At 32.4% G+C, this 16,037-nt stretch carries 15 protein-coding genes and 1 pseudogene; 8 read left to right on the top strand and 8 right to left on the bottom strand.

Annotated elements, in window-relative coordinates; genetic code table 11:
* Positions 1-131 precede the first annotated feature (131 nt).
* Entirely contained in the window at positions 132-1,733 is a 1,602-nt protein-coding gene (locus tag LQ693_RS10655) for an ABC-F family ATP-binding cassette domain-containing protein (protein ID WP_025906039.1), read from the bottom strand.
* Positions 1,734-1,876: 143 nt separating this feature from the next.
* On the opposite strand from LQ693_RS10655, the gene LQ693_RS10660 reads away from it, so the two are divergent.
* The 5 genes and pseudogenes from LQ693_RS10660 (at position 1,877) to lacG (ending at position 7,360) form a co-directional block, all read left to right on the top strand.
* The gene (locus LQ693_RS10660) at positions 1,877-2,779 is read left to right on the top strand and encodes a CvfB family protein (protein ID WP_107596755.1); all 903 of its coding nucleotides are present in this window, start codon (positions 1,877-1,879) and stop codon (positions 2,777-2,779) included.
* A 257-nt stretch (positions 2,780-3,036) separates the two neighbouring features.
* Positions 3,037-3,906, top strand: a complete 870-nt coding sequence (locus LQ693_RS10665; protein WP_025906041.1) for a CAT RNA binding domain-containing protein — start codon at positions 3,037-3,039, stop codon at positions 3,904-3,906.
* Entirely contained in the window at positions 3,899-4,231 is a 333-nt protein-coding gene (locus LQ693_RS10670) for a PTS lactose/cellobiose transporter subunit IIA (RefSeq protein WP_119593745.1), read from the top strand. The genes LQ693_RS10665 and LQ693_RS10670 overlap by 8 nt, the downstream gene beginning before the upstream one ends.
* 5 nt (positions 4,232-4,236) lie before the next feature.
* A complete protein-coding gene (locus LQ693_RS10675) occupies positions 4,237-5,928 on the top strand; it encodes a lactose/cellobiose PTS transporter subunit IIB (RefSeq protein ID WP_119593743.1) in 1,692 nt (563 codons plus the stop codon).
* A 17-nt stretch (positions 5,929-5,945) separates the two neighbouring features.
* Positions 5,946-7,360 (top strand): annotated as a pseudogene (lacG, locus tag LQ693_RS10680) (6-phospho-beta-galactosidase).
* 51 nt (positions 7,361-7,411) lie between these two features.
* On the opposite strand, the gene lacD reads toward lacG, so the two are convergent.
* The 6 genes from lacD to pepF form a co-directional block, all read right to left on the bottom strand.
* Positions 7,412-8,350 carry a tagatose-bisphosphate aldolase gene (gene lacD, locus LQ693_RS10685; protein WP_025906046.1) on the bottom strand — a complete coding sequence of 313 codons (939 nt, stop codon included), beginning with the start codon at positions 8,348-8,350 and terminating at the stop codon, positions 7,412-7,414.
* A complete protein-coding gene (locus LQ693_RS10690) occupies positions 8,351-9,301 on the bottom strand; it encodes a 1-phosphofructokinase family hexose kinase (RefSeq protein WP_119593739.1) in 951 nt (316 codons plus the stop codon).
* On the bottom strand, positions 9,298-9,825 hold the full coding sequence (lacB, locus tag LQ693_RS10695; RefSeq protein WP_103361014.1) for a galactose-6-phosphate isomerase subunit LacB: 528 nt from the start codon (positions 9,823-9,825) through the stop codon (positions 9,298-9,300). Before lacB ends, LQ693_RS10690 begins: the two co-directional genes overlap by 4 nt.
* A 12-nt stretch (positions 9,826-9,837) precedes the next feature.
* Complete coding sequence (locus tag LQ693_RS10700; RefSeq protein ID WP_025906049.1) at positions 9,838-10,269, bottom strand: RpiB/LacA/LacB family sugar-phosphate isomerase; 432 nt, start codon at positions 10,267-10,269, stop codon at positions 9,838-9,840.
* A 141-nt stretch (positions 10,270-10,410) separates the two neighbouring features.
* On the bottom strand, positions 10,411-11,157 hold the full coding sequence (locus LQ693_RS10705) for a DeoR/GlpR family DNA-binding transcription regulator (protein ID WP_172965063.1): 747 nt from the start codon (positions 11,155-11,157) through the stop codon (positions 10,411-10,413).
* A 191-nt stretch (positions 11,158-11,348) separates the two neighbouring features.
* Positions 11,349-13,145, bottom strand: coding sequence for an oligoendopeptidase F (gene pepF / locus LQ693_RS10710; RefSeq protein WP_103361013.1), 1,797 nt, complete (start codon positions 13,143-13,145; stop codon positions 11,349-11,351).
* A 273-nt stretch (positions 13,146-13,418) separates the two neighbouring features.
* Between pepF and LQ693_RS10715 the strand changes: the two genes are divergently transcribed.
* Positions 13,419-13,760 (top strand): hypothetical protein, encoded by a 342-nt coding sequence (locus LQ693_RS10715; protein WP_025906054.1) that lies wholly within the window; start codon positions 13,419-13,421, stop codon positions 13,758-13,760.
* A 130-nt stretch (positions 13,761-13,890) separates the two neighbouring features.
* On the opposite strand, the gene LQ693_RS10720 is transcribed toward LQ693_RS10715, so the two are convergent.
* A complete protein-coding gene (locus LQ693_RS10720) occupies positions 13,891-14,469 on the bottom strand; it encodes a GNAT family N-acetyltransferase (RefSeq protein ID WP_025906056.1) in 579 nt (192 codons plus the stop codon).
* A 137-nt stretch (positions 14,470-14,606) separates the two neighbouring features.
* Between LQ693_RS10720 and LQ693_RS10725 the strand changes: the two genes are divergently transcribed.
* Together LQ693_RS10725 and LQ693_RS10730 are read left to right on the top strand one after the other, a co-directional pair.
* Entirely contained in the window at positions 14,607-15,356 is a 750-nt protein-coding gene (locus LQ693_RS10725; RefSeq protein WP_025906058.1) for a MerR family transcriptional regulator, read from the top strand.
* 97 nt (positions 15,357-15,453) lie between these two features.
* Positions 15,454-15,972 carry a histidine phosphatase family protein gene (locus LQ693_RS10730; RefSeq protein ID WP_119594489.1) on the top strand — a complete coding sequence of 173 codons (519 nt, stop codon included), beginning with the start codon at positions 15,454-15,456 and terminating at the stop codon, positions 15,970-15,972.
* Positions 15,973-16,037 lie beyond the last annotated feature (65 nt).

Below are 16,037 nucleotides of genomic sequence, written 5' to 3' on the forward strand. Positions count from 1 at the left end.
TGATTCGAAGACTACAGGCTGAGAACATGCCCGCGGAAAGCATGCGCATAAAAAAATGCCGGCAAAGTCTAAGACTTTGTCGACACTCTGAACTGAGACATGTCCTCATGTCTCAGTTATATATATGCTAATTAGTTATATACACCTTGATCTCTCAAGTATTCTTCATAACTGATTTCTTTAGAAATTGCGCCGTCTTCTTTGATTTCAATTACACGGTTAGCGATTGTATTGATAAATTCAAAGTCATATGAAGTAAAGATTAATGATCCTTTGAAGTTCTTCAATCCATCATTGACTGCAGTGATACTTTCTAAGTCTAAGTGGTTTGTTGGTTCATCGAGTAATAATACGTTAGAGTTTGACAACATCATTTTACTTAACATACATCTTACTTTTTCTCCACCTGAAAGGACACTTGCTTTTTTCTTAACTTCTTCACCACTAAATAACATGCGTCCAAGGAATCCTCTTAAGAATGTTTCTGTTTGTTCTTCTGGTGGTGCATACTGTCTTAACCAGTCAACTAAGTTCATTTCTATTCCTTCGAAATAATCTGAGTTATCTTTTGGTAAATATGATTGTGTAGTTGTAACGCCCCATTTAACTGTTCCTTCATCTGGTTCAATTTCACCAGCTAAAATACGAAGTAGGGTAGTTTTAGCAATCTCACTTTCTCCGATTAATACAGCTTTATCATTTGGATTCATTGTAAATGAAACGTTATTTAATACTTTTTGACCGTCAATTGTTTTTGAAAGACCTTGAACTTGTAATAAGTCGTTACCGATTTCTCGTTCAATTGTGAAATTAACGAATGGATAACGTCTTGATGATGGTTGAATGTCATCGAGTTCAATTTTTTCAAGCATTTTCTTACGGCTTGTTGCTTGCTTAGATTTAGAAGCGTTCGCACTAAATCTTGCGATAAAGTCTTGTAATTCTTTAATACGTTCTTCTTTTTTCTTGTTTTGGTCTTGAGCCATTTGAGTAGCAAGTTGACTTGATTGATACCAGAAGTCATAGTTTCCGACAAATAGTTTAATTTTGCCGTAGTCTAAGTCAGCTATATGTGTACATACATTGTTTAAGAAATGTCTATCATGTGATACGACGATAACTGTATTCTCAAAATTAATTAAGAAATCTTCTAACCAAGCAATCGCTTTAATATCTAAACCGTTTGTAGGCTCATCGAGTAATAGAACATCTGGCTCACCGAATAAACTTTGAGCAAGAAGTACTTTTACTTTTTGGTTGTTTTCTAATTCAGACATCATTTTGTCATGTAATTCGTCTTTAATACCTAAACCTGAAAGTAATACAGATGCATCCGCTTCTGCATTCCATCCGTTCATTTCAGCAAACTCACCTTCAAGTTCTGCTGCACGCATACCATCTTCATCTGAGAAATCTGGTTTCATATAAATTTCGTTTTTCTCAGTCATAACTTGCCATAATTTTTCATGACCTTTTAATACAACATCAATCACTTTTTCATCTTCGTGCGCAAAGTGATCCTGTTTTAATACTGCTAAACGTTCATCTTTACCAAGTGAAACATGACCTGATTGAGAATCTAATTCGCCTGATAATACTTTTAAGAACGTTGATTTCCCAGCTCCATTAGCACCGATAAGTCCGTAACAGTTACCTGGTGTGAACTTAATATTTACATCTTCAAAAAGCTTACGATCACCGAAACGTAAACTTACATTCGTAACTTGTAACATTAAATGACTCCTTTTCATTAATACTTCTACCGATGAATTATATCATAAATGAAACAAAAATGGGCAAGAGTTTGAACAGTCGTTACACGAAGCAAAATGCATGTTATAATGAATAAACGAAAAACATATGAATGGAGAATGACATGACAAACGAAAAAGATACGCTTGTAGGTCGCATAGACTTTTTAAAAGTGGATAGATTGGAAGGTTCAACTTATCATTTACTTGGACCAAATAGCGAACCTATTAAAATGAATGCTTCAGAAGTCGAAGATGACGATCAATTAGAAATCGGTGAAGATTATAGTTTCTTTGTATATCCAAGCCGATCTGGAGAATTATTTGCTACACAAAACATGCCAACTATTACAAAAGACCGTTATGATTGGGTAAAAGTATTGAGAGTAGACCGTGATGGTGCTGCAGTAGATGTAGGATTACCTAGAGAAGTACTCATTCCATGGGAAGATCTACCTAAAGTTAAAGAACTATGGCCACAAAACGGTGACATGATATTCTGTACACTTAGAATAGATAGTAATAGTCAAATGTTTGCGAGATTAGCAACAGAAACAATCGTCGACACGATGTACAAAACGGCTGAAGAATCTATGTTACATCAACATGTAACAGCAAGACCATATCGTTTATTAAGAGTAGGTACTTTCCTATTATCTGAAGATGGTTATAAAATTTTTGTGCATGAATCAGAACGTAAGCATGAACCAAGACTAGGCGAAGAAATGGATGTCAGAATCATCGGGGTAAAAGAAAACGGTGAATTAAATGGTTCATTCTTACCATTGGCACATGAAAGACTAGATGAAGATGGCCAAGTGATATTTGATTTGCTTGTAGAATATGACGGAGAATTACCATTCTGGGATAAATCAAACCCAGAAGCAATTAAAGAAGTCTTTAATATGAGTAAAGCAAGTTTCAAACGTGCTATCGGTAGATTATATAAACAAAAATTGATCACAATCGAGACTGGTAAAATTACCATCACTAAAAAAGGTTGGGCTCAAGTTAAAAAAGAAGACTAATCATAAAACCAAACTGACACTTCTAAATGAAGTTAAGTTTGGTTTTTTATTGCGATTATATTCCATTTAATTACAATATTGACATAATTTAAAAAGCGTTGTAAATTATAAATGTAACAATATCGAACATTAATAAACAATTAAATGTTTGGATCGTGACTATTCAATTAGGCGAAAACCACAATTCTTGAGGTGCATCAGTCACCTCTAAGTCTTGTGGTATTTTTTATTTCAAATGATTGGAGGTATTGCTGCCTATGATAATCAAACAAGTCCTTAACAATAATGTTGCTATTGCCATCACTGAAAATGGTGAAGAAGTAATCGCTATGGGGAAAGGGATCGTGTTCTCAAAAAAGAAAGGTGATTTCTTATCTCATCAAACACCCGAGAAAATCTTTAGACTCGATAATCAAGAAGTGAGATTTCATTTACAGTCATTAGTTAATGATGTACCCGTACCTATTATTACGACATGTTGTGAAATCATAAATGATGTTCAACATAAATTTGATTTTACGTTTCAAGATTATATTTATGTCACGTTAACACACCATTTACATCACGCTGTCAATATTCATCAAAACAACCAAAAGATACAGACATTTTCTATTGATGTTAAAAGCATTCATCCTCGTGCATTTGAATCTAGTTTATACGCATTGACGATTATTAAACGAAATTTAAATATTTCTTTTCCAGCATATGAAGCAAATAATCTAGCATTACATTTTATCAATGCTGAGCAGCCTGAGGGTATCGAAAATCAAACCGCTTATAAAAATAAAAATATTCAACTGAACGATTTAATCAATTGCTTAAATCAAATAGGTATCACACGGAATAGGTCCAATGAATATTATAATGATAGATTCATTCAGCACTTAAAGTATTTAACGGAACACATTCTTGATTATTCTGAAGACTTATCTCAACAAGTTGATATATCATTCCAACAGCATTTAAAAACACACTATCCAAATTCTTATTTGTATGCAAAAGACTTATATAACGCCATATCAAGAAAGTTCAATATTGTTATTAATCAACATCACTTGTTCTATTTTCAGTTGCATATAGAACGCATAATATCATCACAAAAAGGAGGCACAACAAAAGATGAGTAGAGAAGAGAATATGATGGTAGGTTTCACTATTGTTGCGATAGCTGGGGATGCAAGAAGAGAAGTTATGGCTGCTATGGAAAAAGCTAAAAACGGACTATTTGATGAAGCGCGTAGTCATATTGAAAGTGCAAATACATATATAACGGAAGCACATAAAGAACAAACCCAATGTTTAGCTCAAGAAGCAAGTGGTGAATCATCTGAATTAAGTTTTATTATGGTACACGGTCAAGATCACTTAATGACAACGATGGCACTACGTGATTCTGTAAATTACATCATTGATATTTATGAACAACTTCAAACTTTAAAACAAAATTGGTGATACATGTGAATAAGATAATTAAATTTATTGAAAAGATGAAACCATTTTTTGAAAAAGTGGCTTCTAATCCATACTTAACAGCAATTAGAGATGGCTTCGTTGCATTAATGCCAGTTATTTTATTTTCATCATTATTTATTTTAGTTGCTTACGTACCGAACGTTTGGGGATTCCATTGGCCAAAAAATATCGAAACAACCATTATGAAAGTTTATCAGTTCACGATGGGTATGTTAGCACTTTATATGGCAGGAACCGTTACGAAATCATTAACTGACAATAAAAACTTAAAATTACCTAAAACGAACCAAATCAATGTCATTTCAACATTCGTAGCTGCCGAATCTTCATTACTAATTGTAGCGATGAATCCCGTTAAAGACGGTATAAGCATTGACATGCTTGGTACTAAAGGACTTATCGCATCATTTATCGTGGCATTTGTAATACCGAACATTTATAAATTCTTTATTGGTCGAAATATCACAATCAAGATGCCACCTCAAGTACCTGGTAATATCGCACAAGCGTTTAAAGATATGATCCCGTTTGCCGCTTCTGTCGGTTTATTCTGGATTATCGATATCGCCATTCGTCAAATTGCTAATGGTAACTTAGCAGAATTGGCGACAATTATACTGTCACCATTATTTACTGCTGCAAATGGTTACTTAGGATTTGCGATTATCTTCGGATTTATAGCTTTCTTCTGGTTTATAGGTGTACATGGACCATCTGTAGTAGGTCCTGCTGTTATTGCGATTATGTATAACAACCAAGTTGAAAACTTAAGATTATTTAGAGAAGGTCAACACGCACATATTGCATTAACACAAAGTACACAAGACTTTGTAGCACTGATTGGAGGTACTGGTGCCACATTCTTAGTTCCATATATATTTATATTCTTGTGTAAGTCTAAAGAACTTAAAGCTGTTGGTAAGGCGTCATTTATTCCTACAACATTTGCTGTAAATGAACCTTTATTATTTGGTGCACCAATTATTTTAAACCCTGTATTCATGATACCTTTTATCGTGACACCAATTCTTAACTCATGGGTATTGAAATTCTTCGTAGAAAATCTTGGTATGAATGGTTTCATGCATTTCTTACCATGGCCGACACCAGGACCTATAGTTATTTATATGGCATCAAACTTTGCGCCATTATCTTTATTATTAATTGCCGTTATTATGATACTCGACTTTGTGATTTGGATGCCATTTATTAAAGCATATGATCGCATTAAAGTGAGTGAAGAACGCGGTACGATTGAAAGTCAAAATATTGTGCAGCCTCAATCAAACGTAGAGTCAAACGATAATAGTCAGGTAGAAACTACTGATACTAAAGTTCAATATGACATTAAGGATCACGTCACCGTATTAGTCGTATGTGCTGGTGGAGGTACAAGTGGTATACTCGCTAATTCGTTAAACAAAGCTGCTAAAGAACAAAACATTCATTTAAATGCTACTGCGAGAGCATATGGTCAAGATATGGATTTAATTAAAGATATGAACATTGTTATATTAGCCCCTCAAATGGATTCAATGAAAAATGAAATGAAGAAATATACTGACCAACATAATGCTCTTCTTATGACAACAACAGGTAAAGAATATATTGCACTTACAAGAGATGGAGAAGCGGCAATAGAGAAGATATACAAACTACTATCAGAAGAAAAATAAACTAAAGGAGTATAAGCATGTTAGAATTACCAAAAACTTTTGTACTAGGCGCTGCAACTGCAGCATATCAAGTAGAAGGGTCAAGCAAAGTAGATGGAAAGGGACGTGTGCTTTGGGATGAATTTTTAGAGAAACAAGGAAGATTCAGCCCAGATCCAGCAAGTGATTTTCATAATCGATATGAAGAAGATATTAAATTAGCTTCAGAACATGGTATTAAAGCGTTAAGAATTTCTATTGCTTGGTCTCGCATATTTCCAAAAGGGTATGGGGATGTTAATCAAAAAGGGGTAACATATTATAAAAATGTATTTGCGACATGTCGTAAATATAATATTGAACCATATGTGACATTACATCATTTTGATACGCCTGAAGAACTATTCAAACAAGGGGATTGGTTATGTAAGGAGAACATCACGCATTTTGTGAACTATGCAGCATTTTGCTTTGAGACATTTAAAGATGATATTCAATATTGGATGACGATTAATGAACCGATCGCATATACTTTAGGTCAATATGTAACAGGTGCGTTTCCACCTGGTGAACAATATCAAGTCGTAAAGTGTCTCCAAGCTCAACATAATCTTATTGTTGCGCATAGTAAAGTAGTTAAACTCTATAAAGAGAAAGGTTATAACGGAGAAATCGGTATTATACATGCTTTAACTCAAATTTATCCAATTGATCAACACCCTGAAAATGTGAAAGCTGCTAAAGTACAAGATACATTTATCAATGGATTTTTATTAGATGGTACATTTTTAGGAGCATATTCTAGTGAGAAAATGGATATAATTAATCATTTGCTTAATATATATGATGGTTCATTAGATATGACGGAAGAGGAAATGGCAATCATTGAAGAAGCTAGTCAATTACAAGATTTCTTAGGCATCAATTATTATCAAAGTAATTGGGTGAAAGCAAATGAAGCGGATAGCTTAATACATCATAATGGTACAGGGGACAAAGGTAGTTCGATTTTTAGACTTAAACAAATAGCTGAAATTGTTAAAAACCATGACGTTCCAACGACTGACTGGGATTGGTATATTTATCCTAAAGGTTTATATGATATGATTATGCGCATTAAAGAAGACTATCCAAATTATAAAAAGCTGCTGATCACTGAGAATGGACTTGGGTATAAAGATCAATTTATAGACGAACAAACAATCATAGATGATCAGCCACGTATTGACTATATAGCTACACATTTAGAAAGCATTAGTGATGCGATTAAAGATGGTGCTAATATAACAGGTTATTTTGTTTGGTCATTGCAAGATATGTTTAGTTGGTCTAATGGTTATAATAAGCGATACGGATTATTCTATATCGACTTTGAAACTCAGAAAAGATATATCAAGAAAGTGCACTATGGTATAAAGCACTATCTGAGTCATTAGAGAATAAAACAAAATAAACATGAAACTAAACCCCGCTTCTAGATTAAATAGAAGCGGGGTATTTATTATTAATTTATAGCTGTTGCATATTGTTCAATCACTTTATTTAAATTTTGTATATTAGTTATACCTTCATCATTTAACCAAGCATTACATCCTTGTTCACCATCTTTAACATATGCTTGAGTTGCACCTGCCCATGTTGCTCTTCCACATAATACACCGTTAAATTTAGATTCTGATTCATAAGCAAATTTCAATGTTTCTTGGAATAAAGTAGGTGATACACCTGCACTTAAGAAGATAAATGGTAAATGCGTTGCAACTGATTGCTCTTTGAAATACTGTTGAGCTTGTGCTTTCGTATATACTGGGTTATCACCAAAGCCTTCTACAAAATTCATATTAACTGGTACTTCCACTTTTAATACATCTACTTTAAATCGATCTTCTGAGAATAATTTCATTGCTTCAATAACTTTATGAGGTTTAACTTTTGCGTATGCTTCGCTTAAATTATCATCATTTGTTGCGTCATATGACACGATTTCTAAGAAAAATGGTATATCCAACGCTACACACTCAGCACCAACTCTTTCTACAAATGCTTCTTTTTGTGCGTTGATTTCTTGTGATTCATCAATATCAAAATATACGAGTAATTTAATGGCATCTGCACCTTGTTCTTTAAGTGCATGTACTGACCATGTATTTAATAAATCAGGTAAGCGACCTGGTGTTGCTTTATCATATCCTGTCTTTTCGTAAGCTAAGATTAAACCGCAGTTAGGATGTCTTTCTTTTGAAGCGGGTAATCCATACTCAGGATCTAATAATATACTAGAAGAAAATTCCGTTAATGTCTTAGATATTTGTACTTTAAAATCTTCTATCGTTTCTGATGCTACATTTTCACAAAACATTTTCTTTAATGCACCGCGTTGATCAATGGCAAGTGCAGCAATTTGGCCTAAATCGTTTGTGAGTTTTGATAAATTTTTAACCATTTAAAAACACTCCAATTGTTCAATTTTTATTTTTGCTAAATAATACTCAAAATTCTCTTTCGTTAAGAATCCAGTTTTCTGTTCTAAAGCATTCGCAATTCCAGCAGCCATGGCTGATTTAACAGCATAGTGAACATCATGTTTATGTATGAGTCCATAACTAAATCCTGCAATAGAACTATCACCAGAACCAACTGCATTAACAGCTTTAATTTTAGGAATATTTACTTTGTAAATTTGATGCTGATATTTATAAAGTGCACCATTAGAACCAAGTGAAATCATCACGCATGGAATTTGGCTTAAAAGAGGGGATCTCAATGCTTCGATAATCTCTTGGTGATTATCATAATCTTTCACATTAAATAGCTGATTTAGTTCCTCGATATTAGGTTTTATTAAATAAGGTAAGCTTTGACCTTCATGATTTAATAAATCTTTTAAAGTATGACCATTTACATCTAACAATACTTTCTTACCGTGACTAACAGCGAAATCGATAAGTGCCTGATAAGTTTCAACATTCATGCCTGGTAGAGCACTACCTGATATCGCAATAATGTCATGCGCTTGAATAAGTTCATTCACATGCTTCATAAATGACTGAATATCTTCTTGCGTATTTGAATACCCTGGTTCAAGTAATTCTGTTTGATGCGCGCCATTTAAAATCGCAATACATTGTCTCGATTCAATATTTGTTTCATAAAAATCATGTTTAATATGATCTTGTTCTAAATCACGCTTAATAAATTCACCAGTAGTACCTCCGATAACGCCAGTTGCCAAATGATCAATGCCTAAAATGTTTGCTACTCTCGTAACATTCAATCCTTTGCCACCAGCTGTTTTAATAACATTTTTAACGCGATTCGTTTGGTTCAATTCAAAATGATCTAGTTGATAGGCGATATCCACTGAAGTATTTAATGTAATTGTTAATAATTTCAATGTTTCACCTCATCCACATATTCTCCTTTATTCCATTTATCAATATATTTGTTAAACTGATTGGAATCATATTGAACTTGGTCGTCTGTTAACAATTGATTCATGCGTTCAATTAATTGATCTGATTCCGTTGTTTGGATATACTCAGCATTTATAAAGGTTTCAACGATATCAGTTATTAAATCAATGCCTGAAATCGTTCCACCGACACCAATAATATTGCAATTATATTTTTCTTTCGCTATACGAGCGCTTGTAATGTCTCGCACGAGCGCAACTCTCGCATTAGGTACTTTATTTGCTGAAACACTAATACCTACACCTGTACCACAAAGTACAACACCTAAGTCAGCTTTTCCTTCTGTAACAGCTTTTGCGACATTTACACCATAAATAGGGTAGTGTGTTCTTTGATGATCATAAGTTCCAACATCTATCACTTCATGACCAATACTTTTAATAAAATCTGATACTTTGATTTTTTCATCCGTAACGATATGATCGCATCCAATAGCTATCTTCATTTAACTTCCTCCTTAACACAAACTATTTAACATATCTATTCTGATTTGATGGCGGCCAGCATCATAAGATGATTCTCCAAATGCTTTAGCACAGTTAACCGCTAGAGTAGGGCCAACAATTTCAGAAGCAAGAATCATAATTTTTGTATTGTTGTGACGTGCTGTCATATAAGCAGAACGGTCATCTGAAACTGAAGCAGCGATTATATTTTTATGTTTGTTCGCGATAATGAATGGTGCAATTCCATAATCATCAATGATTAAAGCCTTAGTATCTTCATTATTTTTAACTGCTTCTATAGTATTTACAGTTACAGCAAACACATCGTCTTCAAGTGTCTCATCATACAAATCAATCCATTCAATGTTAGAATGAGATAGTTCCTGAATAATCTTGTCTTTTAAAGGGCTAGATTTACGAATACAATTAATAAAAACTTTCATATACTTCCTCCTATGTTTGTAATTGTTCGTTTTTGTTAATTATAATATAAAATCAAACATGTTTTCTGTCAATAAAAAACGCAATATAAAATAGCGATATGCTATTCTATATTGCGTTTCTTTTAATATTCATTTTGATAACTATTTAATCTTGTTTGGATATGTGTTTAATATTTCTTCACTTACATCATCATCTGATATAACAGCATCGACATCGTTAATATTATAGAAGTTATATAATGCTTGAACACCGAATTTTGTGCTGTCTGCTGTGATATATTTAAGCTTTGCATTTTCCAAGATAATATGAATACCTTTGCCTTCTTCTTCATTAGCAGTTGTTAATTTCTGACCATATATACCGTTAACTCCGACAAATGCTTTTGCTACATGAAAATCTTCCATCATTTTGTTCGCAAAGTGTCCGATAAATGTACCCGTTTTAGATCTGAAACGACCACCTACGAGTAATACATCAATGTTCGATAAATCTTTATATTGTAAGAATATATCAAGCGAATTTGTAAATATGCTTAAGTTCTTGTCTTTAATAAAATCAAATATGAGTTCATTTGTAGAACCTGAACCGATAAATATAATATCTTCATTATGAATGAGTTCGCCACACTTTTGAGCGATTTTCATTTTATTAGAAACATTGATGGTTTGCTTTTCTTTATGTGACTTTTCATTATATAAGTTATCTTCAATTAATTTAGCGCCACCATGAATTCTATTTAATAAACCATTGTTTTCTAGTTCTTGTAAATCTCTTCTTATTGTCATTTCAGCAACGTTCATCTTCTCTGAAAGGGAAGATACTTTCACAGACATATTATTTTTAAGTTCATCCATTATAAAACGGTGCCTATCAACTTTTAATTTCACTTGTGATCCTCCTATATATTAACTTTTTAATAAGTTCGAATTTGTTTGATTATATTGTAACACAAATAATATTAAAATTAGAATAATATATATAATACAGTTGTTTAATAAGGATGTTTATATTGAATAAGAAAATGTAGAGACTGAAACAATAAAGTGTACCAGTCTCTAAATTAATAATAGAAAAGATATTATTCAATTTCGTTTGTGAGTGATTCTAGCTCGTCGATTAAATGACCGATATACGCGATTGTTTCTTTAAGTGGTTTATCTGTCGTAATATCAATACCTGCCATTTGAGCAAGTTCAACAGGAGATTTAGAACCACCAGCTTTTAAGACATTTAACCAATCTTCAACAGCAGGTTGTCCTTCTTTTTCAATTCTTTGACTCATAGCAGTTCCGATTGTTAAACCTGCTGAATACGTATAAGGATATAAGCCCATATAATAATGTGGTTGGCGCATCCAAGTTAATTCTGCACCTTCTGTTATTTCAACTTCGTCTCCCCAGAAATCTGAAATAACTTGTTTCTTAATACTATTTAAAAGTGGGGCAGTGAGTGCTTCACCTTTATCAACATGTCTATATACTTCTCTTTGATATTTAGCTTCTAATAAATGGGTTACCATATTATGATAGTACGTTCTTGAAATAATTGAACTAATAACCCAACGTTTAAATTTCGGATCATCTGATTTCTTCAATAAACTATTAGCCATTAACATTTCATTCATTGTTGATGGTGCTTCTACAAAGTACATTGAACAATCAGCTTGGTATACATTTTGATGTGCATTTGCTAAATTAAAGTGTCCTGCATGACCTAGTTCATGTGCTAATACAAATACTTCAGTCATCTTACTTGTCCATGAAATAAATATGAATGGGTTAACACCGTATGGACTTGCACAATAAGCACCTGTTTGTTTCCCTTTGTTTTGAGGGAAGTCAATCCAACGTTTATCATAACTATCATTGACCATTTGCATATAATCTTCACCAAGTACACTTAATGCTTCTTTAATATATTCTTTAGAGCCTTCAATTGATACATCCGGTTCATAAGTAGGGTCTAATGATATACGTAAATCTTCAAATTTCAATTTATCTAGATTATTTGTACGTTTAAGTAATTGCGCATATCTTCTCATATGTGGTGCTAATTCTTCTGAAATAACATCAATTTGACGATCATACATTTCTCTTGTTACATCTTGTGATTCTAATAAGAAATCAATAACTGAGTCGTAACCACGTAATTCAGATTCAATTTTTTCTTTTTGAACGTGAGCGTTGTATGTTGCTGCAGTTGTATTTTCATAACGACGTAATGCATCACTAAATTTCTTGAATGCATTTCGTCTAACTTCTGTATTAGAGTCAACTTCGTAATCACCTTCAAATGATACATAATCTAAAGGTATTTCTTCTCCATTCGCTTCAAAAGTACCAAACTCAATATCTAACATTTTCGTAATACCATATAATTCATATGGCGCACCAAAAGTAGGTGAGAAGGTTGCTAACGCTTTTTCTACTTCAGGATGTAGAGTATGTTCTTTTTGACGTTTTAACAACGTTAAATATTTAGGATACTCAGATTGTTTAATTAAAGCATTGAATGCTTCATCATCTAATTGCAAAATTTCTGACTCTACAAATGATAATAAACCAGCTACTTTTCCATATGTAGTAGAAAATTGTGCAGCTACTTTTTGACTTTGTTCATCTGTTGTATCAGTCGAATAAAGTAATTCTGCATATGTACTTAAGTGAATAATACTTACAATAAGATCAGCTTGTTCACGTAAAGCAGATTCAATCGTTGATATTTCATTTAACTGATTCACGTATTTTTCATTAAATGCAGTAACGTTCTCAACTAAATCTTTTAATGCACTGTAAAATGCATCATTGTCTTGATACAAACTTGAAAGATCCCATGTTTCTTGAACAGGAACTTCGCTTCTTAATAATTGTCCCATCAAATCACCCTTTTTTAAAAATTTACTTATTTATGTACTTATGTACATATTATACATATAAACATCTTCTACGTCATATGATACAACGCACTATTCGAACAATTTATCTTAGACATTCTGGTCACATTTGTGCGCTAATGTCCGTAAAATTTAAACAAAATTGCAAATGTACAATTAAATTTATATAAATAAATCAAATTTCTATCTATATCGTAATTAAACATAAATAAAAGGGGTATAGACCAGTACAACTAGATAAAGGAGGCGTGCATCTTGAATATATTTGATTTCCCAAACTACTTATGGATTTCATTTGTCGTCGTTATTGTTTTTTCTGTATTATCATCATTAATACTTAAAAAACACGTCATCAGTGCAATTTTGACATTTGTCGTATTAGGTATGATCGCATTTATATTACCTAATTTTTATGATATTACATACGAACCATTATTAGGCTATGCCGCATTTATGGCAATCGTAAGTTTATTTGTATGCTTATTAACATGGTACTTAATGAGAAAGAATCAAAAAAGATTAGCTGAAAAACATAGTCAAGATGAAACAATAGAAGATGGACGTCAATTTAATGAATTAAAAAGACGTAATAAATAGGGAAACGACTAAGATATAGAACTATCTTAGTCGTTTTTTGATTGATTAGTCGGGCGTTATGAGCACTTTTGCCCAAACTTGCAAATAACGACTGAGATATTTCTATATATCCCAGTCGCTTTTTCTTTCTTTATTTAAAATATACAGGTGTCGTGATTGCATAGAGTGCTTCGTTAATAATACTTTGTTGGTCTGCGCTTAAATCTGAGTTCTTTAATGTTCCTTCTCGTTCATATCCACATCTTTCAATGGTGTTAATACTTCTTGTATTTTTAACATCTATGTATGCTTCTATTCTTACAAAGCCATGGTTTTCTATAACATGTTGTGTAATATATTGAATAGCTTCTGTTATATAACCTTTGCCTAAACCTGAATTGACTGCCCAATAGCCAATTTCACATGATGGTAATCTTAAATCGATATCTTGAAGGACAACTGATCCTACAAATTGCATCGTATCTTTTTCAAAGATAAAATATCTAAAATATTCTTTGTTATACTGTGGGTCAGTTGATTTATTAAGAAAATCAGTCACTTTATATTCATCGAATTGATAATTGAAGAATGCTACCCAATCTTTTAACGTATCTACTGAGTTCAGCATTTCGTCCTTTATTGTCTCTTTGTATGAAAAAACTTGTTCTCCAGCTAGTAGTATTAAACGAGATGTTTCTAATTTTAATTCAAGTTGTATCTCTTTATTCATTATAAAACTCCTGACATACGTGATATTCTAAATGTATTATAACATGTACGAAATTGACTTTATTTATTTTTTTGATTATATGGTTGACTCTAACGTAACGTAAGACTTTATAGTAGGGTTATGAGGAGGTTAAGTAAATGGAAATGACTGTTAAAGAAATTGCTCAATTAGTCGGTATAAGTGTGCGCACGCTTCACCATTATGATGAAATTAATTTACTGAATCCGTCTAATGTATCATCATCTGGTTATAGATTGTATTCAGACGAGAATGTAGACAGATTACAGCAAATTTTATTTTTTAAAGAGCTTGATTTTCCTCTAAAAAAGATAAAAGAAATTCTTGATGATCCTTCGTTTGATAAAGAAGAAGCATTAAATATGCATAAAAAGATGCTCATCAATAAAAGAACAAGAATTGATCAAATGATTCAAACGATAGATCAAACGACGAAACATATGAAAGGAGAAATTAATATGACGAATGAAGATAAATTTATAGGTTTTGAGTTTAATCAGAATGAATATGAAGCTGAAGCTCGTGAAAAGTGGGGGAATAAAACTGTAGATAAAGCGAACAACCGCATTAATAGTTGGTCTAAAGAAGAAAAAGTTTCAAAAGAAGAAGAAATGAATGACATCTTTAGAGCATTTGCAGCAAACAGAAATGAATCTCCAGACTCAGAAATCGCTCAATCAATCGTACAAAGATGGTACACATATTTAATTTCTAATATTGATTGCGAGTATAGTTTAGAAGCGTTTGGTAGTATCGGTGATATGTATGTAAGTGATGAAAGATTCACTAAAAATATTAATAAATTTGGTGACGGTACTGCACAATTTGCTAGTAAAGCAATTGCAAGTTATGTCAAAATGAATCAATAGCATAAACTACTATAAATCGTATTTATTTCGATTTATAGTAGTTTTTATTTATCATGATGTATGATATGCTTTCTTAAAATCAATTTGGAGTGATTGAATGATTTATGTATTAAGACATTGCAAAGCTACTGGACAAGAATTTGATGCTGCTTTAACGACAGATGGCATTAAGTCAGCACAACAATTAGTACCTGTATTAGCTAAACTCAATATTGACCATATATATGTCAGTGAAATGAATCGTACTTATGAATCAATTAAACCATATTTAACAAATTACAAAACACCGTTAACTTATGATAGCCGTTTAAATGAGCGCATTTTAATTGACTTACCAATAGATAATTGGCTAACTGAGCTTAAAATGACTTTCAGTGACTTTCATTATCGTATACATAATGGCGAAACAAGTTTAGAAGCTCAACAGCGAATTTTAGAAGTATTTAAGTCGATACCAGTAAATGAACATGCATTAATCGTGACACATGGAAACATCATGTCATTATTACTAAATCATTTCGACAAACAATTTGGCTTTGATGAATGGAAAGCTTTAAAGAATCCAGATCTATATGCAATTGATGAAGCGTTACAAGTTAAACATATAACAACATAAATTAGTTAGGTATATATGTAGAATAGGCGTCCCCTAAGACAATATACTTAACTTCCTATAATATA

This window comes from Mammaliicoccus sp. B-M6 (assembly GCF_022386965.1).
Classification (GTDB): Bacteria; Bacillota; Bacilli; order Staphylococcales; family Staphylococcaceae; genus Mammaliicoccus; species Mammaliicoccus sciuri_A.

What these genes read in the sequence shown, in the direction of transcription:
- LQ693_RS10655 (WP_025906039.1), bottom strand. Translation starts at nt 1,733, where the DNA reads ATGTTACAAGTTACGAATGTAAGTTTACGTTTCGGTGATCGTAAGCTT.
- LQ693_RS10660 (WP_107596755.1), top strand. Translation starts at nt 1,877, where the DNA reads ATGACAAACGAAAAAGATACGCTTGTAGGTCGCATAGACTTTTTAAAA.
- LQ693_RS10665 (WP_025906041.1), top strand. Translation starts at nt 3,037, where the DNA reads ATGATAATCAAACAAGTCCTTAACAATAATGTTGCTATTGCCATCACT.
- LQ693_RS10670 (WP_119593745.1), top strand. Translation starts at nt 3,899, where the DNA reads ATGAGTAGAGAAGAGAATATGATGGTAGGTTTCACTATTGTTGCGATA.
- lacD (WP_025906046.1), bottom strand. Translation starts at nt 8,350, where the DNA reads ATGGTTAAAAATTTATCAAAACTCACAAACGATTTAGGCCAAATTGCT.
- lacB (WP_103361014.1), bottom strand. Translation starts at nt 9,825, where the DNA reads ATGAAGATAGCTATTGGATGCGATCATATCGTTACGGATGAAAAAATC.
- LQ693_RS10700 (WP_025906049.1), bottom strand. Translation starts at nt 10,269, where the DNA reads ATGAAAGTTTTTATTAATTGTATTCGTAAATCTAGCCCTTTAAAAGAC.
- pepF (WP_103361013.1), bottom strand. Translation starts at nt 13,145, where the DNA reads ATGGGACAATTATTAAGAAGCGAAGTTCCTGTTCAAGAAACATGGGAT.
- LQ693_RS10720 (WP_025906056.1), bottom strand. Translation starts at nt 14,469, where the DNA reads ATGAATAAAGAGATACAACTTGAATTAAAATTAGAAACATCTCGTTTA.
- LQ693_RS10725 (WP_025906058.1), top strand. Translation starts at nt 14,607, where the DNA reads ATGGAAATGACTGTTAAAGAAATTGCTCAATTAGTCGGTATAAGTGTG.
- LQ693_RS10730 (WP_119594489.1), top strand. Translation starts at nt 15,454, where the DNA reads ATGATTTATGTATTAAGACATTGCAAAGCTACTGGACAAGAATTTGAT.